Origin of the sequence: Streptomyces sp. NPDC090083 (assembly GCF_044747445.1) — a bacterium.
Lineage (GTDB): Bacteria > Actinomycetota > Actinomycetes > Streptomycetales > Streptomycetaceae > Streptomyces.
In genome coordinates, this window is the sequence record NZ_JBIVED010000008.1 from 181,620 (window position 1) to 200,032 (window position 18,413).

Here is an 18,413-nt window from a genome sequence, read left to right on the forward strand (position 1 = left end):
GGAACGGGGACGCAAAGGTGCCAAAGGCCGAGTCTAACGGGGGTGAGGCAGGTGACCGCGCCCGTGGGGCCTCGTCGGCGGCTGCGGCAGGACTACTGCAGATACGCCGGGGTGCCCACGGGCAACGTAAATCGGAACTCGGCGCCGCCGCCGGGGGCGCGGCCGACCGTGATGGTGCCGCCGTGGGCTTCGACGATGCCCTTGACGATGTACAGCCCGAGGCCGGTGCCACCGCGCTTGCTGCCCCGCCAGAAGCGGGTGAACACGCGGTTCATGGACTCCTCCGGGATGCCTGGGCCCTCGTCGCTCACCGTCACGGATGTGCCGGTCTCCTCGCCCTCGCGCGGGGACGCGGAGGCCGTGACGTCGATGGTGACGGTTCCCTCGCCGTGGCGCACCGCATTTTCCAGCAGGTTGCTCAGCACCTGGTCGACCTTGTCGGGGTCGGCCCACAGATCGGGCAGCGGCTGCTCGACGCGGAGCAGGAACCGGTCGGCGGTCTGGCCCGCGGCCACGTACGCCTGGATGTGCCGGCCGACGGCGGCGCCCATGTCGACGGGCTGGCGGCGCAGCTCCAGCCGCCCGGAGTCGATGCGGGAGATGTCGAGCAGTTCGGCGATGAGCCGGGTGACGCGGTTGGCGTCCGCGTCGACGGTCTCCAGCATCAGCCGCTTCTGGTCGTCGGTGAATCGCTCCCACTTCGCGAGCAGGGTCGCGGTGAAGCCCTTGACGGAGGTCAGCGGCGAGCGCAGTTCGTGGGCGACGGTCGCGATCAGCTCGGCATGGCTGCGCTCGGTACGGCGGCGGGCCTCGGTGTCCCGCAGCGAGACGACGACACGGCGGACCGGGCCGAGGGGTTCCGTGCGGACGTAGCGTGCCGTGACGAGCACCTCATGGCCGCCCGGCAACAGCAGGTTCCGCTCCGGCTGTCGCACGCGGATGGCCAACCCGCCGTAGGGATCGGTCAGTTGCCACCAGCGGCGCCCTTCCAGATCCTCTAACGGGAGGGCCTTCTCCAGCCGCTGCCCGAGGGCGTCGGCGGCGGCGACGGAGGTGATGCGCTCGGCGGCGGCGTTGAAACAGACGACGTGCCCGTGCTCGTCGGCGATGACCAGGCCGTCGGCCAGCTCGTCCGGGTCGATGCCGAGGTCGTCGTGCCTGCCCTCGGACGGCTGGGGCACGCCCCGAGCTCCCGGCGCGCTGCTCGTGCCGACAGTCATCCCCGTACCCCACCTCTTCTCATACGGCGCAGGTGGCCCCCGAGCTGGTCACCCTACTAGCTGCCGGTGACAGAGCGGCACCCTCCGGAGGCGCGCTGTGCACGCGCCGACGCATAGAGACATACGGCGGCGGCGGTGGCCAGGTTCAGGCTTTCGGCCTTCCCGTGGATCGGAACCCGCACAACGGCGTCCGCGAGCGCCCGGGTCTCCTCCGGAAGCCCCCACGCCTCGTTCCCGAACACCCAGGCGGTGGGCCCGCCCATCGTCCCCTGGTCCAGCTCGTCGTCGAGGTCGTCGGTCCCGGCCCCGTCGGCGGCGAGGATGCGCACCCCGATCCCCTTGAGCCCGGCCACGGCCTGCTCGACCGGCACCCCGACGGCGACGGGCAGATGGAAGAGCGACCCCACGGAGGCCCGCACGGCCTTCGGGTTGTACAGATCCACGGAAGCGTCGGTCAGTACGACGGCCTCGGCACCGGCGGCGTCGGCGCAGCGCAGGACGGTGCCGGCGTTGCCGGGATCGCGCACGTTCGCCAGTACGGCCACGAGCTTGGGCCGGCCCGTGAGGATCTCCTCGAACGGGGTGTCGAGGAACCGGCAGACCCCGACCAGCCCCTGCGGCGTGACGGTCGTGGAGATGTCGGCGATGACCTGCTCGTCCGCGAGATGCACGCGGGCACCGGCGGCACGCGCCTCACCGACGATGTCGGCGTACCGCTCCGCGGCCTCGGCGGTCGCGAACAGCTCGACGAGCGTCTCCTTGTGTCCCGCCGCCTCCCGCACGGCCTGCGGCCCCTCGGCGAGGAACAGCCGCTCCTTGCTCCGAAAGTTCCGCCGCTCCAGCCGCCGCGCGGCGACGACGCGCGGGGAACGGGGGGAGATCAGGTCGGGACCGTGAGGGGACATTCTCTGCTTCACCTTCAAATCTCAGGGGGCCCGGATTCCCTCGGGGGCGCGGGGAACCGCGCGACCAGCCACGACGAACCCGCACCCGGACAACTGCCGAGCCCGGGCCAGCAAAAGGACCCGCAGGCCAAAACCTGCGGGTCCTTCACATCACCGCTCAAGCCGGCGCAGCGTCACGCAGCCTTGGGCGCGTTCACATCGCTGGGCAGAGCCTTCTGCGCGACCTCGACCAGCGCGGCGAACGCACCGGCGTCGTTGACGGCCAGCTCGGCGAGGATCTTGCGGTCCACCTCGATGTTGGCGGCGTTCAGACCCTGGATGAGGCGGTTGTACGTCATGCCGTTCTGGCGGGCCGCAGCGTTGATGCGCTGGATCCACAGCCGGCGGAAGTCGCCCTTGCGCTTCTTGCGGTCGTTGTAGTTGTAGACCAGCGAGTGGGTGACCTGCTCCTTGGCCTTGCGGTACAGGCGCGAACGCTGACCGCGGTAGCCGGAGGCGGCTTCGAGGATCGCCCGGCGCTTCTTGTGGGCGTTGACTGCCCGCTTGACGCGTGCCACTTGTTTAACTCCTTGTAGCGGGGCCGCGGTTGGACTCACACGGCCCGGAATCGATGGGGTCCCGGTCCAGACGTACGGCGCTCGACGGGAGCGCCGCGTACGTCACTTGCCGAGAAGCTTCTTGATCTTCTTGGCGTCGCCCGGGGCCATCTCGGCGTTGCCGGTGAGGCGACGCGTCACACGGGACGACTTGTGCTCGAGCAGGTGGCGCTTGCCGGCGCGCTCGCGGAGCACCTTGCCGGAGCCGGTGATCTTGAAGCGCTTGCTGGCACCGCTGTGCGACTTGTTCTTCGGCATAGCGCCGTATCTCCTCGTCGGTGGCGCTCCGGTGCCCGGTCGTGAAACCGGGCACAGGTGGAGCGTCGCTCTTGTATCGGTTACTTCCCCGGACTGGCGTCCCGGGATCAGGCGTCGGCGTGAGCCTCGGCCGGGGCCTCGACGGCCTCGGTCGCTTCGGCGTCGCCGTCGACCTCGGCCTCCGCGGCGTTCTGCGACTTGCCGGGGTTGGCCTTCGCTTCCGCCTTGCGGGCGGCCTGGGCCTCACGGGCCTCGGCCATCGCCTCGGTCTTCTTCTTGTGCGGGCCGAGAACCATGATCATGTTCCGGCCGTCCTGCTTCGGGTTCGACTCGACGAACCCGAGGTCGGCCACGTCCTCCGCGAGACGCTGCAGCAGTCGGTAGCCGAGTTCCGGCCGGGACTGCTCGCGACCACGGAACATGATCGTGATCTTGACCTTGTCGCCCTGCTTCAGGAACCGGACGACGTGACCCTTCTTGGTGTCATAGTCGTGCGGGTCGATCTTCGGCCGGAGCTTCATTTCCTTGATGACCGTGTGCGCCTGGTTCTTGCGCGCCTCACGGGCCTTCATGGCCGACTCGTACTTGAACTTCCCGTAGTCCATGAGCTTGCAGACCGGCGGACGTGCACTCGCCGCGACCTCGACCAGGTCCAGGTCGTACTCCTGCGCGAGCTCAAGGGCCTTGGCAAGCGGAACAATTCCGACCTGCTCGCCGCTCGGACCGACAAGTCGCACCTCGGGAACGCGAATCCGGTCGTTGATACGGGGCTCGGTGCTGATGGATCCTCCTCGGTTAGCACCACACGGCCATCTGGCGGACGGCCGCGTTTGTCTTTGGTAGACAGACCTAACCGCGCCGGAACACAAAAAATGCCCCGGACGATCACAAGACGGGGCTCCAAAACACTGCCGGAGCACCGCCGCGAGGATCGCGGGGCGCGCTTTCGGGCGACTCCATCGTCCGTACGGAACGATGGTGACCGCCTGACCGGGGTGACCCGCCGTCCGCCAGGACGGTCAGGTGGGAGATCGGAGCCTCCACTTGTTGGCCGGGCACCACAGTGCCTGGCCGGTCATCACACAAGGTTAGCAGCTCCCCGGGGGTGGTGCTAACCGCCGTACACCGGGGCCTATCGTGTGGGCATGAGTGACACGCCCCCCGAGTCCGTCAATGCCGACTCCCCCGACTTCGACGCCATGGCCCGCGACATCGCGGAGGTCCCGGCGGTCGAGGTGATCGTGACGGTCGCCGTCAACCTGATGAGCGCCGCCGCCGTGAAGCTCGGTCTGACCGACGAGGGCGACAAGTACAAGGACCTGGACGAGGCCCGCAAGCTGGTCACCGCCCTGGCCGGACTGCTGGACGCGAGCGCGACCGAGATCAGCTCGTTCCACGCGGCCCCGCTGCGCGACGGCCTGAAGTCCCTCCAGCTCGCCTTCCGCGAGGCGTCGATCGTCCGCGACGAGCCGGGCCAGGGCCCGGGCGAGAAGTACACGGGCCCGATCTACGGCTAGCCTCTCGCCCTCCGCCCCGGTCCCCGACCGGCACTCACCCCGTACGCACGAACAAGGGCTCGCCCGGAGGCGTCGTCCCGGCCGGCAGCACCGCCAGGTCGAGACCGTCCACCAGGCGGGCCCTCAGCGTCTCGTCGGCGACCAGGCGGCGGGCGACCGCGTGGAGCCCCGCGTCGTGCGGTACGGCGGGCTCGAAGACCAGCGCGAGGGTGCCGTCGGCGCGGCCGGGGCCGAGGTAGGCCCGCTGCACCGCGCCCACACCGGCGACCACGGAGCGTACCGCCGCCACGACCTCCGGGTCGGCGAGCGGGTCGGCGCTGGTCCGCCCCTCGGCGAGGGCCAGCAGCACGGGCCCCGACAGTTCGAAGGGCACCGGCCCCGCCATGTCCAGCACCACCGTGTCCGCCTTCTCGTGCACGGCCGCCTGCAGCGCCTGGTGCAGCGGTACGGCCACGGGGCGGGCCGCCGGGTCCCAGCGGGCCAGCGAGTCGGTGGACGTGAAGGCGGGCAGCGCGGTACGGCCGCCTGCCTTGAGCGTGGGCACGGCCATGTCGCTGGTCTTCTCGCGGCGCAGCCCGTTCTCGTCCTCCTCCACCTCGCCGAGCACGGCGACCACGGGCACCAGCAGCCGGGCGCCCTTGAGGGCCGCCAGCACGGGGCCCACGGCGGTGCGGTCCTCGGCCCAGGCGGCGAGGGCCGCGGTCAGTACGGGGTCGGCCGTGCCGTCGTCGTCGGAGTAGCCGGAGTCGGGAATGTTCTTGTTCGCCACGGTGACCGACCCTATCGGGGGGATGCTGCAGGGCTTGTGCGGGCCCTGAAACGCGGTGGCCACAGCTTTCTCATGTTTCTCAGGGACAGTTGACAGACATCTAACTCCCGCCTTACGTCCCGCACAGCAGCCGCCAGCAGCATCGCGGGCATGGAGTCTTCCAGAGCCGCCCGCCGAGACCACCGCGCGCGTCCCTCCCGACGCCGTCGGCTCCCCTACCTCGCCCTCGCCACCGTGGCGGTCGTGGGCGTCACGGCGGCGGGGACCGTTTACGTGAAGGCGCACGCGCACTCCGGCCCCGTATCGTCGGCGTCGGCGGCGCCGTCGGCCTCGGCGTCCGGGAGCGGGGAGGCGACGGTGGAACCTGTGACGCGGCCGACGGTGGACCGCGACGCGCTGCTGGCGAAGGCGATGAGGTCGGTGACTCCGGCCGGCGACCAGAAGGTGTCGGTGGCGGTCCTCGACCTGACCTCGGGCGGGAGCGCGGTGTACGGCGATGCCGCCTTCGACACGGCGAGCATCGTGAAGGTCGACATCCTGGCGACGCTGCTGCTCCAGGCGCAGGACGCGGGCCGGACGCTGACCGCGGCGGAGAAGTCGTACGCCACCACGATGATCCGGAACAGCGACAACGACTCCGCGACGGCGCTGTGGAACATCATCGGTACGGCGGACGGGCTCGACGCGGCGAACAGGACGTTCGGGCTGACCGGCACCACGGGTGGCGCCGGTCCGCTCTGGGGCCTGACCCAGACCACGGCGGCGGATCAACTCACCTTGCTCCAGCAGGTGTTCGGCGACGACTCGAAGCTGAGCGCGGCCTCGCGGTCGTATCTCCAGGGTCTGATGAAGGAGATAGAGGCCGACCAGCAGTGGGGGGTCTCCGCGGCGGCCGACGGCTCCGCGTGGGCGCTGAAGAACGGGTGGCTGGCGCGCAGCACGACCGGGCTGTGGGACGTCAACAGCATCGGGCGGGTGACGGGCACGGACGGCGACGACTACCTGATCGCGGTGCTGTCCAACGGCAGCACGACCCAGGCCGAGGGGATCACGCTCGTCGAGGCGGCGGCGAAGGCGGGAGTGGCGGCGTTCGCGAAGAGCACGGGCTCGTCCGCCTCCACATCCACCTCCGCCTCCAGCTCCACGTCGGCTTCGGCCACCGCGGCCGACTGACCGCGCCGGCCCGGCGGTTCAGAAGGACTCGTGGCGGCGGCGCCGGCCGCGCCAGAGGACGACGGCGGCGACGAGCAGGACTCCGCCGACGCTGCCGGCCAGGGGGCCCGCCCAGCCGGCGGTGTCACCGTCGGACGCGGCGGCCTCCGGGCCCGGGCCGAAGTACTTCTTGCCGTAGGCGACGGAGCGCAGGTCCGTCGGCTTGAGACGGGCCGCGGCCTTGATGGCGGCGGCGGGGTCGATGAAGCCGAAACCGCGGGAGTCGTCGCGGCCCCCGGCCGGGGGGTTGCGGGCGGTGTCCTCCAGGAGCTTCTTGATCTGGGCCGGGGCCAGCCCCGGATGGGCGGCCTTGATGAGCGCGACCGCCCCGGAGACGAAGGCGGATGCGGCGCTGGTCCCCCACCCCTCGTAGTACTTGTGGTCGGGGTCGGCGATGACGACGTCGACGCCCGGGGCGCTGACCGTGGCGTACCAGCGGCGGGTGGAGAAGGAGGCGCGGGTGCCGAAGCGGTCCACGGCGGTCGCGGCGATCACGCCCGGGTAGGCGGCCGGGTAGGAGACGTGGTCGCCCTTCTCGCCGCCGTTGCCGGCCGAGGCGACGATGGCCACGCCCTTCTTCAGGGCGTACTGCACGGCCTCGTCCTCGGCGGGCTCGGGGTGCGCGGAGGCGGAGTCGTCGCCGAGGGAGAGGTTGATGACGTCGGCGCCGTGGTCGGCGGCCCAACGGATGCCGTCCGCAAGGGCGTTGCCCCGGGTGGTACGGGCCTTGCCGCGCGCGGAGTCACCGTCCTCCAGGATCACGCGGACCGGGAGGATCTTGGCCTCCGGAGCGATGCCGATGACGCCGTCGGTGTCGCCGGGACCGTGTCCGTGCCCGGCGATGATGCCGGCCATCGCGGTGCCGTGCCGGGCCCAGGCGCGGTCGCCCGGCCTGGCGCCGAAGCCGACCATGTCCTTGCCGGCGAGGACGTTGCCGGTGAGGTCGGGGTGGTCGGCCTCGACCCCGGTGTCCAGGACGGCGACGGTGATGCCCCTGCCCTTGGTGGTCTGCCAGACCTCCTGGGTGTGCATGGCGTCCAGGGCCCATTCCTGGTCACGTATGCCGTCGGCGTGCGCGACGGTGGAGGGCACGAGGGCCAGCGAGGCGGCGAGGACCGCGCTCACCAGCCCGCCCCGGCGGAACGTGACGCTCATGAGGTCTTCTTCTCCGGGGTCTGTGAGGTGTCCGACGTCTCCGGGGTCCCGGACGTCCCCGATGTCTCCGATGTCCCCGAGGGCGAGTCGACGGTCTTGCGCAGACTCCGCTCGACCCGGTCGGCGAGCCCCTGCGCCTCGTTGCCGAGACCGGACTGGGCGGGCGCGGTCGTCCCGCCGGACGTGACGGCCTCGTCCGCGGGCTCCGGTACGTCGACCCTGCGGCCGTCCGCCCAGCCGGACACGGCGTAGACGACGACGGGGGCGTCGGTCAGCACGGAGACGGTCCACGAGGCGCGCTGCTTGTCGCCGAAGCCGGCGGCGAGGGTGCCCTTCGCGGCGTACGGGCGGGGCATGAGGTCGGTGCGGTTGCCGAGGTTCTCGTTCTTGAACCGGGTGGAGAGGGCGGTCATCGCGGCGCTGTCGGCCTTGGTGAAGAGGATGCCGACGGTGGTGACGTAGCTCTGGGTGGCGTCGGTGTAGGTGGCGCGCAGGAGCCGCTGGCAGCCGACGGGGGCGAGGGCGTCGCTCAGCAGCGGGTCGAAGGCGTTCGCGCACCCGCTGTCCGGTGCCACGGCGATCCGGGTCCAGGTCCGGTCGGCGCCGCCGGGGCCTGCCCCCTGCCCCAGCACCGTGGGCGGGAACAGCTGATCGACCGGCACGCTGTGCCACAGCTCCCCCGCGGTGACGAAGGCACTCACGGCACTGTCCGCACCGTCCTCCCCGGTGAGCCAACTCCCGGTCACCGCCCCGCCGATGAGCCCGACACCGAGCACGACACAAGCGGCGACAGCGGCGGTACGGGCCTGTATCCGCACCCCGAGCGGCCGTGGCCGCACCCGCTCGTCATAGCCCTCGGGCACACCGAACGACACGATCGGGCGGTCGCCCTGGGGGGCCACGGGGGCGGACCAGGAGAGAGCGGGATCGGGGGCGAGGCCGGCAGGGGCGCCTCCGGCCGGCGCACTGGGAGCGGCGGGTGACCAGCCCCGGGCTTCACCGGGGGTGGGCTCGACCGGCGTGGGAGCGGGCAGTGTCCACCCGCCGGTGTCCTCGACGGTGGGCCCGGCCGAGGCGGAGCCGGCCGGTGACCGCGCGCCCGCGTCCTCGGCCGTGGACCCGGCCGGGTTGCCGGGCGCGGCCGACGACCAGGCGCGGGACTCGTCGACAGCGGGGCCCTGCATGGCGGTGCCGGGGCCGGACGCGGTGGGTCCGGTGACGGGGTGCGTGCCGGCCGGCCGGGGTTCGGCGGGGTAGGGCGCACTGGCACCGGCGGGAGACCACACACCCCGCGTGGGCGCGCCGCCGGTCGGGTCCGTGAACGATTCGCCTCGCCAGGGGGTGGCGGGGCGGGGATCGGAAGAGGGCGTGGGAGTGGCGGTGGCGGCGGGGTGGTGCACGCCGGAGGGCCGGGCGGTGGTCTCCCCGTCGGCATCGACGCGCGGCGGGGCGACCTGGACTCGGGAAGTCCCCGGGCGGGTCGGGACGTAGCGCTGCGAGCCGGACGACTGACGCGGGGCCTCGCCCTCGGAGTGCGGTGGAGCGGCCGGGGCGGCAGGCGTCGCCGCGGCCTCGCGAGCCGAGTCCTGGCGCGACGGTCCGGGTACCTGGCCTGGGGTCTCGGCCGCGGGACGTGGCGGGGCCGGGGGCTCGGGAGGTGTGTCCGGGCGCGGCGGGGCCTGGCGAAGCCGGTCGGGCGACGGAATGGAAGCCTCGCCCGCGGGACGCGGCGGAGCGGCCGGGGCCGGGGGCATCGCGGAGCGCGCCGGGTCCTGGCGCGAGCCGTCGGACGACGGGTAGGGGGTCTCGCCCGCAGGTCGGGGCGGGGTGGCGGGCGCGGGAGGCGTGACCGACCGGCCGGGCGTACCGCTCGGCCGGTCCGGCCCCTGGTACGGAACCTCGCCCGCGGGACGCGGTGGAGCGGCCGGGGCCGGGGGCATCGGCGGGCGGGCCGCGTCCTGGCGCAGCGCCTCGGGCGGGGTGTCGCGGGATGTTCCCGGGCGGGTCGGGATGTAGCGCCTCGGCTCGGACGGCCGGCGCGGGGGCTCGTCCTCGGAGCGCGGGGTGGCGGCGGAGCCGGGCGGGGGCGTCGAGCGGGCCGCGTCCTGGTCCCGGTGGTCAGGCGCCTGGCCGGCGGTCCCGTTCGCCGGGCGGGCCGGGGTGTCCTGGCTCGTCGGCGCGGGCGGACGGTAGGACGTGGTCGTTTCCGAACCGTTCTCCCCGGGTGCTTCGCCACCCTGTGCCGCGGCCACGGGGCGGTGGTGCGGACGGGGTGGGACGGCGCCCGGTGCGGTTCCATCGGGGTTCACGCGGCGCGGGGCGGTGCCGGGTGGGGGCGGGGCGTCCGGGAAGCGTGCCGAGGCCGGAGGCGGGGGCGGGCTCTCCTGGTCCATGGCGCGGGGTGAGAAGGGCCGAAGGCCGGGAAAGCGCGGCCGGTCGTCGGAGGAACCCGGTGCGGGCCCCGCACCACCGCGGGCCTCGAAGCCGGCCCCACCGCGCGCATCGGTGCCGTTGCTCCGAGACGGACTCCGCTCCCCGGAACCGTTGTCGGAGGACACGGGGCGGCTCTCGGAACCGCCGTTCGGGGAGACCGGGCGGTGGCCTTCGAAGCCACCGCTGGCTGACACCGGACGCCCATCAGTCCGCGCCCCGGCCCCGTACGCCGGAGAGCCCGTTCGCGCGTCGGGCCCGCCGGCCGGTGACACGTCGCGACCGTCGGGGCCGTTGCCCCGGGACACCACCCGCGCATCGGACCCCGCGCTCCGCGGAGCCGTACGTCTGCTGTTGCCGCCGTCCCACCACCCGGAACCGGAACCGTCTCCGCCACTCGTCACCGGCGCCGTGCGGGAGCCCGCCACAGGCTCGAACGGCTCACGTCCAGTCCCGGAGGCACCGGAAGCACCCGAGCCGCCCGGACGCACCGGACCGGCACCCTGGCCCGGCCGTGTATCCCCCGTGCCCTGTCGCCCGCTCGCATGGGCGCCCGAGGGACGCCGCCGCTCGGACGCCCCGCCGTTCGCCGGCGTGCTGGGCATTCCCGGTGCGCTCCACGCGTCCCACGCGCTCGAAGTACCGCCCGTAGCAGCCCTGTTGGACCCGGCCGGCCGGTTTCCCGCACTCCGCGCACCGGGCGTCCCCGCCGTGCCCTGACCCGGCGCACCGCCCGCCGCCGACGCCCGGGCGGAACCCGGGACCGGACCGGAACCACCCTCCGAACCAGCGCTCACGCCCTGCCCCGCACCCGAACCCGAGGCCGGAGCCCGACCCGACGCATCCCTCGAACCCGCCCTCGAAAAATAACCAGGGGCAGTACCGGAGGCCGGACCCGTATCGGTACCAGCCCTCAGCTCCGCCCCGGAAACGGAACCCGAAGGGCCCCCCGCCGCATCAGTCACGTCCGTCGAATCCATCTCGCCCGCCGAGTCCACCGAGGCGGCCGGGTCGAGGTAGTTCACCGGGTCCGGAGAGGCCGTCGGGCGGACCGGATCGACCGGCCCCCGCCACATCGCGCCCCCCGGTGATTCAGGTGCACGTCGCGCTCCCGTGCTCATGCACCCCCCGTTCCCTCATACCCGGGCCACCGTTCGTCCGTATGCGGGCCGCCGTTCTCGCGCCCCTGCCTGTATACGGACCGGTGTCCTCCCCGTCCTCACCGGCACGCCCACGAAATCGTCCCCGGCAACGCATACCCGTCGCGGCGGACCGTCATCCCGGACGCGGTCGAACGACCGGCGGCGCTTCCTCCGTGCGTGCGCGTCACTCTACGGGTTGCCCCGGCCCGGACGGGAACCAGTCCGCACCCCCGGGGCATCTGCCCGGAACGTCCCCCTACCCTGCGGTAATCCTGTCTGGCAGGCTGCGTTCATGACTGCGCGCGCCGCCGACCGGGCCCGTTACGACCGGGCCACCGCCCACCTCGACGCCCCCGTCGCCATCGTCGACCTGGACGCCTTCGACGCCAACGCGGACGATCTCGTCCGCCGGGCCGGCGGCAAGCCGGTCCGCGTCGCCAGCAAGTCCGTCCGCTGCCGAGCGCTTCTCGAACGCGTCCTGGCCAGGGACGGTTTCGCGGGGCTGATGTCCTTCACGCTCGCCGAGTCGCTGTGGCTGGCCCGCTCCGGTTTCGACGACGTCCTGCTCGCCTACCCGTCCGCCGACCGCGCCGCCTTCCGTGAACTGGCCAACGACCCCAAGCTCGCCGCCGCCGTCACCGTGATGATCGACGATCCGGCGCAGCTCAAGCTCATCGACGACGCCCGCGACGGCGGTCGTGAAGTCGTGCGTGTCTGCCTGGAGTTGGACACCGCGCTGCGGCTGCTGGGCGGTCGCATCCGGGTCGGCGCGCTCCGCTCGCCGCTCCGCTCCCCCGCCCAACTCGCCGACATCGCCCGCCTGGTGAACCGCCGCCCCGGCTTCAAGGTCGTCGGGATCATGGCCTACGAGGGGCACATCGCCGGGGTCGGCGACTCCGTCGCGGGGCGCCCGTTCCGCTCCCGCGCCATCCGGCTGATGCAGGCCACCGCGAAGCGTGAACTCGCCGAGCGGCGGGCCGAAGTGGTGCGCGCGGTGCGGGCGGTCGTGCCCGACCTGGAGTTCGTCAACGGCGGCGGCACCGGCAGTGTGCAGCACACGGCGGCCGAGGACGCGGTCACCGAGATCGCGGCCGGTTCCGGGCTGTACGTACCGCGCCTGTTCGACAACTACACGTCGTTCACCGGCCGTCCGGCCGCCCTCTTCGCCATGCCCGTCGTACGGCGCCCCGGCGTCGGCGTCGTCACCGTCCTCGGCGGCGGCTACCCCGCCTCGGGCGCCCCCGGCCCCGACCGCCTCCCGGTGCCGTACCTCCCGGAGGGCCTGCGCTACGACCCCCAGGAGGGACCCGGCGAGGTCCAGACGCCGCTGCTCGGGTCGCCCGCCGACGATCTGCTCATCGGCGACAAGGTGTGGTTCCGGCACGCCAAGGCCGGTGAACTGTGCGAGCGGTTCGACGCGTTGCACCTGATCGAGGGCGACACGGTGACGTCCACGGTGCCGACCTACCGGGGCGAGGGACACACCTTCCTGTAGCGACCGGGTGGCCGGACCGGTGGCGTCGACCGTCAGTACACGGTGTCCCGTTGGTCCGGCACCGGTGAACCGTCCCTCCGCAGCAGGGGTTTCGCCGTCCCGTCCGGCGCGGTGTACGCCGTCGTCGAGCACGGGTAGGGGTCCCGTCTGCGCGGGAGCGGGTCGATGAACATCGGCGTGACCACCCAGCGGCCGTCGGCGTCGTCGTAGGCCCGGCACATCAGCTCGCTCTTGTTCCGGTTGACGACGAGGTGGGCGCCGGTCGCGTCCCCGACGAACGTCACGTCGGTGTCGGCGTCGCCGCCCGCGATCACCGGCCGGTGCCGCCAACTCGCGCGCTTCCAGGCCGTGTTGCCCCGGACGCCGTAGATCTCCTGGTTGATCCAGCAGCGTTTGCCGTCGATGTACGGGATCGCCTCGCCGCGGGTCGGCGGGGTGCCGCCGCAGCCCGTGGTCCAGGGGGTGATGCGGCCGCGGGCGTCGAGGAGGGAGCGGATCGCGAGGGTGTGGCGTGCGTCGATGCCGACGCCCCGCGACCAGACCTCCGTGATGGGTTCGGCGCCGGCCGAGACGATGTAGACGTCGAATCCGGCGCGGTGGAGGGTGTGGATCAGGTCGCGTTGCTGGTCGTAGTAGCGGACGTAGGCCGGGACGGTGCGGGTGCCGAGGAGTCGGGTCGCACCGACCGGGGCCGCCAGGGCCTCGGTGCGGGCCGCCCGGGCGTAGGACGCGAGGTCGGCGGGGGTGCGGCCGGTGAAGAGCTGGGGGACCCAGGCGTACTGCGGGACCGTGCGGCGGTGGTTCCAGGTGCCGGCGAAGGCGGCGGCGCCGCTCGTGGTGGTGCCGGTCTCGCGGATCGCGGCGATCTCGTCCGTGCAGCGGGGGTGCGTGGCGGTGGGGAGGGGCGTGCCGGGCGGGACGGCTGTGCCGCACGCCCCGGTCAGGGCCCGGTCCGCCGTGGGTGTCAGCCACTCGCTGGTGTCGGTCCAGTGGGCCGGGCGGAGCAGTTTGTCGTGGCGGAGGGCCCAGGCGAGGGTGGCGTCGGTGACGTCGTTCTTGGTGACGGTGTTGTCCCAGTCGAAGACGGCGACCGGGTGGCCGCCGCCGGCCGAGCAGATCACCCGCTGGAGGCGGGCCCGGTCGTCGCCGTACCAACTCGTGCTCAGCTGTGGGCAGTTCGGGTGGGTCGTGGTCGGGGCGGGGGCGGCCGGCGCGGTCGCCAGGGCGGCGACCGCTGCCAGGGTCCACGCGAGAAGGTGTCGCATACGACGTGGACCGTACCGGTTTGTCCTACAGCGGGGTGACGTACGCGCCCGAGATGCCGCCGTCCACCAGGAAGTCGGCGGCGTTGACGAAGGACGAGTCGTCGCTGGCCAGGAAGGCGACGGCGGCGGCGATCTCGGTCGCCTCCGCGAACCGGCCGACCGGGATGTGGACGAGGCGGCGCGCGGCCCGCTCCGGGTCCTTGGCGAACAGTTCTTGGAGCAGGGGGGTGTTGACCGGGCCCGGGCACAGCGCGTTGACCCGGATGCCCTCGCGGGCGAACTGGACGCCCAGTTCGCGGGACATGGCCAGCACACCGCCCTTGGAGGCGGTGTAGGAGATCTGGGACGTGGCCGCGCCCATCCTGGCCACGAAGGACGCCGTGTTGATGATGGAGCCCCTGCCCTGGCGGCGCATGTAGGGGATGGCGGCCTTGCAGCACAGGTACACGGAGGTGAGGTTGACGTCCTGGACGCGCTTCCAGGCCTCCAGGCCGGTGTCGAGGATGGAGTCGTCGTCGGGCGGGGAGATGCCCGCGTTGTTGAAGGCGATGTCGACGCTGCCGTAGGTGTCGTGGGCCGCCTTGAAGAGGGCCTCGACCTGCTCGGGGTCGGTGACGTCGACCTTGACGAAGAGTCCGCCGACCTCGTCGGCCGCCGCCTTCCCGTGGGTCTCGTCGATGTCGCCGCAGACGACGTGCGCGCCCTCGGAGGCGAGGCGGCGCGCGGTGGCGAGACCGATGCCGCTGCCGGCGCCGGTGATGACGGCCGTCCGGCCGACGAGCCGGCGGCAGATGTTCTCCTGAGCAGTCACTGTGCGGAGCCCTCCGTGCTGATGAAGACGTTCTTGGTTTCGGTGAAGGCGGTGAGCGCGTCCGGGCCCAGTTCGCGGCCGATGCCGGACTGCTTGAAGCCGCCGAAGGGGGTCCAGTACCGGACGCTGGAGTGGGAGTTGACGGACAGGTTGCCCGCCCGGACGGCCCCCGAGACGCGCAGCGCGCGGCCGACGTCACGGGTCCAGACGGAGCCGGAGAGGCCGTAGTCGGTGGCGTTGGCCAGCGCCACCGCCTCCGCCTCGTCCTCGAAGGGGAGCACTACGGCGACGGGGCCGAAGACCTCCTCGACGGCCACGCGCGCGTGCGGGTCGACGCCGGTGAGGACGGTCGGCGGGAACCAGAAGCCGGGGCCCTCGGGCGCCGTGCCCTGGATGCCGCCCAGGTCGTCGGTGACGTACGAACGGACGCGCTCCAGCTGGGACCTGGAGATCAGCGGGCCCATGTCGGTCTTCTCGTCGGCCGGGTCGCCGACCGTGACCGCCTCGATCGCGGGGGTCAGCAGTTCCAGGAAGCGGTCGTGGACGGCGCGTTGGACGAGGATGCGGGTGCGGGCGCAGCAGTCCTGGCCCGAGTTGTCGAGGAACGACATGGGGGCGGCGGCTGCCGCGGCCTCGATGTCCGCGTCGGCGAAGACGATGTTCGGGCTCTTGCCGCCGAGTTCGAGGGTGACGCGCTTGAGGAGCGCCGAGCCCTTCGCCAGGACCTGCTTGCCCACGGAGGTCGACCCCGTGAACACGATCTTCGCGACGCCGGGGTGCTCGACGAGCGCGGCGCCGGTGACCGGTCCGTGGCCGGGGAGGACCTGGAGGAGTCCCTCGGGAAGGCCTGCCTCCAGGGCGAGTTCGGCCAGCCGGAGCGCGGTCAGCGGGGTCGTCTCGGCGGGTTTGAGGATGACCGCGTTGCCGGCGGCGAGCGCGGGGGCGGTGCCCCAGGCCGCGATCGGCATGGGGAAGTTCCAGGGCGCGATCACGCCCACCACGCCCAGCGGTTCGAGGATCGTGATGTCGAGGCCGCCCGCGACCGGGATCTGACGACCGGTCAGCCGCTCGACTCCCCCGGCCGCGTAGTCGAGGAGATCACGGACGTTGGCGGCCTCCCAGCGGGCGTTGCCGATCGTGTGCCCGGCCTCGCGCACCTCCAACTGGGCCAGTTCCTCGATGTGTTCGTCGACGGCGGTCGCGAAGCGGCGCAGCAGCCGGGCCCGGTCGGCGGGCGGCAGCGCGGCCCAGGTGGTCTGGGCTCGGGTGGCGCGGACGACGGCGGCGTCGACGTCGGCCGCGGTGGCGGCGGGGACGGTGGCGACGATCTCCTCGGTGGCGGGGTTGAGTACGTGCAGCGGGTGCTCGGCGGGCAAGGGTGTCCTCACAGACGTGTCTCGGCGGGCGGAGCGGTCACAGACGTTCGAAGGAGCGGCGCAGCTCCCAGTCGGTGACGGCGGCGTCGAAGGCCTCCAGTTCGACGCGGGCCATGTTGCGGTAGTGCGCGACGACCTCGTCGCCGAAGGCTGCCTGGGCGATCGGGCTGTTCTCCCACAGTTCGGCGGCCTCGCGGAGGTTGGTGGGGACGTGCGCGTACTCGGCGCTGTAGGCGTTGCCCGCGCAGGCCTCCGGCAGCTCCAGCTTCTGCTCGATGCCGTGGAGTCCGGCCGCGACGAGACCTGCCACCGCCAGATGGGGGTTGACGTCCCCGCCGGGCAGCCGGTTCTCGAAGCGCATCGAGCGGCCGTGGCCGACGACCCGGAGGGCGCAGGTGCGGTTGTCGTAGCCCCAGGCGACGGCGGTGGGCGCGAACGAGCCGGGCTGGAACCGCTTGTACGAGTTGATGTTCGGGGCGTAGAGCAGCGAGAAGTCGCGGAGCGCGGCGAGTTGTCCGGCGAGGAAGTACCGCATGACCTCCGACATCCCGCCCTCGCCGTCTCCGGCCATGGCGTTGTCGCCGTCGGCGTCGGCGAGCGAGAGGTGGATGTGGCAGGAGTTGCCCTCGCGTTCGTTGTACTTCGCCATGAAGGTCAGCGAGACGCCCTCCTGGGAGGCGATCTCCTTGGCGCCGGTCTTGTAGACGGCGTGCTGGTCGCAGGTGACGAGGGCCTCGTCGTAGCGGAAGGCGATCTCGTGCTGGCCGGGGTTGCACTCGCCCTTGGCGGACTCGACGGTGAGGCCCGCGACGGCCATCTCGTTGCGGATCCGGCGCAGCAGCGGCTCGATGCGGCCGGTGCCGAGGACGGAGTAGTCGATGTTGTACTGGTTGGCCGGAGTGAGCCCCCGGTAGTTGGCGTCCCAGGCCTGTTCGTACGTGTCCTTGAACACGATGAACTCCAGCTCCGTACCGACCTGCGCGGTGAGACCGTGCTCGGCGAGGCGCTCCAGCTGGCGGCGCAGGATCTGGCGGGGCGCGGCGACCACCGGCGACCCGTCGTTCCAGGCGAGGTCGGCGATCAGCAGGGCGGTGCCGTCGTTCCAGGGCACACGGCGGAGGGTGGTCAGGTCCGGGTGCATGGCGAAGTCGCCGTAACCGCGTTCCCAGGAGGACATGGCGTAGCCGTCGACCGTGTTCATCTCGGTGTCGACGGCGAGGAGGTAGTTGCAGCCCTCGGTGCCGTGTGCGAGGACGTCGTCGAGGAAGAAGCGGGCGGCGAACCGCTTGCCCTGCAGCCGCCCTTGCATGTCGGGGAACGCGAGGACGACAGTGTCGATCTCACCACTGCTGACGAGGCGTTGCAGGTCCTCGACGCTCAGTGGGGGTGTGCGGTCTGCCACGGGAAAGCCTCCTTCGGCTTCTACGGTCAGCCGGAAGCCATAAGGTATTGCCGAGAACCATTGCTTGGGAAGGGGGTGCCGCCCCGTGTCACTGGAAGCGGAGGACGGCCTTGAGGACCGGTTGACCCCGGTACTGCGGCCGGTGCGGGCGGGCAACGGGTTCGAGGAGGCGCTGGAACAGATCCTCCAGGTGGTGCGGCTCGGGCTGGTGCCGGGGGGCGAGCGGCTGCCGGCCGAGCGGGAGCTGGCCGAGCGGCTCGGGATCAGCCGGGTGACGCTGCGCGAGGTTCTGAAGGTACTGCAGGACCAGGGGCTCGTGGAGTCCCGGCGCGGACGCTACGGCGGGACGTTCGTGCTGCCGAAGTCGGACGCGGGCGGCGAGGACGAGCTGCGGCGGCGGATCAGCGCGGTCGACATCGAGGACGTGCTGCGCTTCCGCGAGGTGCTGGAGGTCGGCGCGACGGGCCTGTGCGCGACCCACGGACTGGACGGCGAACAGGCGGGCCGCCTGCGCGACGCGCTGGCCCGCACGCACGACGCCCCGCTCGCCGACTACCGCCGTCTCGACACCCTGCTGCACCTGACCGTGGCCGAGCTGTGCGGTTCGCCGACCCTGACCGCGCAGTACGCGGCGGTCAGGGCCACGGTGAACGACCTCCTCGACTGCATCCCCCTCCTCGTGCGCAACCTGGAGCACTCGCAGCGCCAGCACATCGCGCTGGTCGAGGCGGTCCTGGACGGGGACGCGGACGGGGCGCGGGAGATGATGCGGGAGCACTGCGCGGGGACGGCGGCGCTGCTGCGGGGGTTCCTCGCATGACCGCCTGACCAGCGGGGTAGTTCAATGGTTCGCACGGAGT

Annotated in this window: 15 protein-coding genes and 1 pseudogene; 4 read left to right on the top strand and 12 right to left on the bottom strand. The window is 72.5% G+C overall.

All coding sequences use genetic code 11. The features are described 5' to 3' along the window. Positions 1–92: 92 nt before the first annotated feature. From ACIPTO_RS27350 to infC, 5 genes and pseudogenes are all read right to left on the bottom strand, one after another. A complete protein-coding gene (locus ACIPTO_RS27350; protein WP_366321236.1) occupies positions 93–1,220 on the bottom strand; it encodes an ATP-binding protein in 1,128 nt (375 codons plus the stop codon). A 56-nt stretch (positions 1,221–1,276) separates the two neighbouring features. Next, on the bottom strand, positions 1,277–2,125 hold the full coding sequence (locus tag ACIPTO_RS27355) for an RNA methyltransferase (RefSeq protein ID WP_366321238.1): 849 nt from the start codon (positions 2,123–2,125) through the stop codon (positions 1,277–1,279). 173 nt (positions 2,126–2,298) lie between these two features. Next, a complete protein-coding gene (gene rplT / locus ACIPTO_RS27360; protein ID WP_107019818.1) occupies positions 2,299–2,682 on the bottom strand; it encodes a 50S ribosomal protein L20 in 384 nt (127 codons plus the stop codon). Between the two features lie 102 nt (positions 2,683–2,784). Then, positions 2,785–2,979 (bottom strand): 50S ribosomal protein L35, encoded by a 195-nt coding sequence (gene rpmI / locus ACIPTO_RS27365; RefSeq protein ID WP_019065473.1) that lies wholly within the window; start codon positions 2,977–2,979, stop codon positions 2,785–2,787. A gap of 107 nt (positions 2,980–3,086) precedes the next feature. Beyond that, a pseudogene (gene infC / locus ACIPTO_RS27370) lies at positions 3,087–3,786 on the bottom strand (translation initiation factor IF-3). 338 nt (positions 3,787–4,124) lie between these two features. On the opposite strand from infC, the gene ACIPTO_RS27375 reads away from it, so the two are divergent. Then, on the top strand, positions 4,125–4,496 hold the full coding sequence (locus ACIPTO_RS27375; RefSeq protein WP_366321241.1) for a DUF1844 domain-containing protein: 372 nt from the start codon (positions 4,125–4,127) through the stop codon (positions 4,494–4,496). Positions 4,497–4,530: 34 nt separating this feature from the next. Here ACIPTO_RS27375 and ACIPTO_RS27380 read toward each other — a convergent pair whose 3' ends face one another. After that, positions 4,531–5,265: an SseB family protein gene (locus tag ACIPTO_RS27380; RefSeq protein WP_401196414.1), complete on the bottom strand. Its 735-nt coding sequence runs from the start codon at positions 5,263–5,265 to the stop codon at positions 4,531–4,533. A 150-nt stretch (positions 5,266–5,415) separates the two neighbouring features. Between ACIPTO_RS27380 and ACIPTO_RS27385 the strand changes: the two genes are divergently transcribed. Further along, positions 5,416–6,438, top strand: a complete 1,023-nt coding sequence (locus ACIPTO_RS27385) for a serine hydrolase (protein WP_401196416.1) — start codon at positions 5,416–5,418, stop codon at positions 6,436–6,438. A gap of 18 nt (positions 6,439–6,456) precedes the next feature. On the opposite strand, the gene mycP is transcribed toward ACIPTO_RS27385, so the two are convergent. Then, a complete protein-coding gene (gene mycP, locus ACIPTO_RS27390) occupies positions 6,457–7,632 on the bottom strand; it encodes a type VII secretion-associated serine protease mycosin (protein WP_401196418.1) in 1,176 nt (391 codons plus the stop codon). Beyond that, positions 7,629–9,884, bottom strand: coding sequence for a hypothetical protein (locus tag ACIPTO_RS27395; RefSeq protein ID WP_401196421.1), 2,256 nt, complete (start codon positions 9,882–9,884; stop codon positions 7,629–7,631). The genes mycP and ACIPTO_RS27395 overlap by 4 nt, the downstream gene beginning before the upstream one ends. Before the next feature lie 1,612 nt (positions 9,885–11,496). Here ACIPTO_RS27395 and ACIPTO_RS27400 point away from each other — a divergent pair. Beyond that, positions 11,497–12,699: an amino acid deaminase/aldolase gene (locus tag ACIPTO_RS27400; RefSeq protein ID WP_401196423.1), complete on the top strand. Its 1,203-nt coding sequence runs from the start codon at positions 11,497–11,499 to the stop codon at positions 12,697–12,699. Between the two features lie 32 nt (positions 12,700–12,731). Here the strand turns inward: ACIPTO_RS27400 and ACIPTO_RS27405 are convergent, their stop codons facing one another. From ACIPTO_RS27405 to ACIPTO_RS27420, 4 genes are read right to left on the bottom strand one after another with little or no spacing between them, the layout of a single operon-like run. Next, positions 12,732–13,964, bottom strand: a complete 1,233-nt coding sequence (locus tag ACIPTO_RS27405) for a haloacid dehalogenase-like hydrolase (protein WP_401196425.1) — start codon at positions 13,962–13,964, stop codon at positions 12,732–12,734. A 25-nt stretch (positions 13,965–13,989) separates the two neighbouring features. Further along, the gene (locus ACIPTO_RS27410) at positions 13,990–14,775 is read right to left on the bottom strand and encodes a 3-oxoacyl-ACP reductase (RefSeq protein WP_366321255.1); all 786 of its coding nucleotides are present in this window, start codon (positions 14,773–14,775) and stop codon (positions 13,990–13,992) included. Continuing rightward, positions 14,772–16,151 (bottom strand): aldehyde dehydrogenase family protein, encoded by a 1,380-nt coding sequence (locus ACIPTO_RS27415; RefSeq protein WP_401196428.1) that lies wholly within the window; start codon positions 16,149–16,151, stop codon positions 14,772–14,774. The genes ACIPTO_RS27410 and ACIPTO_RS27415 overlap by 4 nt, the downstream gene beginning before the upstream one ends. A 37-nt stretch (positions 16,152–16,188) precedes the next feature. Continuing rightward, complete coding sequence (locus ACIPTO_RS27420; RefSeq protein WP_401196430.1) at positions 16,189–17,553, bottom strand: glutamine synthetase family protein; 1,365 nt, start codon at positions 17,551–17,553, stop codon at positions 16,189–16,191. 85 nt (positions 17,554–17,638) lie between these two features. Here ACIPTO_RS27420 and ACIPTO_RS27425 point away from each other — a divergent pair, with 85 nt between their 5' ends. Further along, positions 17,639–18,373: an FCD domain-containing protein gene (locus ACIPTO_RS27425; RefSeq protein ID WP_366321261.1), complete on the top strand. Its 735-nt coding sequence runs from the start codon at positions 17,639–17,641 to the stop codon at positions 18,371–18,373. The last annotated feature ends 40 nt before the right edge of the window (positions 18,374–18,413 follow it).

What these genes read in the sequence shown, in the direction of transcription:
- ACIPTO_RS27400 (WP_401196423.1), top strand. Translation starts at nt 11,497, where the DNA reads ATGACTGCGCGCGCCGCCGACCGGGCCCGTTACGACCGGGCCACCGCC.
- ACIPTO_RS27355 (WP_366321238.1), bottom strand. Translation starts at nt 2,125, where the DNA reads ATGTCCCCTCACGGTCCCGACCTGATCTCCCCCCGTTCCCCGCGCGTC.
- rpmI (WP_019065473.1), bottom strand. Translation starts at nt 2,979, where the DNA reads ATGCCGAAGAACAAGTCGCACAGCGGTGCCAGCAAGCGCTTCAAGATC.
- ACIPTO_RS27350 (WP_366321236.1), bottom strand. Translation starts at nt 1,220, where the DNA reads ATGACTGTCGGCACGAGCAGCGCGCCGGGAGCTCGGGGCGTGCCCCAG.
- mycP (WP_401196418.1), bottom strand. Translation starts at nt 7,632, where the DNA reads ATGAGCGTCACGTTCCGCCGGGGCGGGCTGGTGAGCGCGGTCCTCGCC.
- ACIPTO_RS27405 (WP_401196425.1), bottom strand. Translation starts at nt 13,964, where the DNA reads ATGCGACACCTTCTCGCGTGGACCCTGGCAGCGGTCGCCGCCCTGGCG.
- ACIPTO_RS27375 (WP_366321241.1), top strand. Translation starts at nt 4,125, where the DNA reads ATGAGTGACACGCCCCCCGAGTCCGTCAATGCCGACTCCCCCGACTTC.
- ACIPTO_RS27385 (WP_401196416.1), top strand. Translation starts at nt 5,416, where the DNA reads ATGGAGTCTTCCAGAGCCGCCCGCCGAGACCACCGCGCGCGTCCCTCC.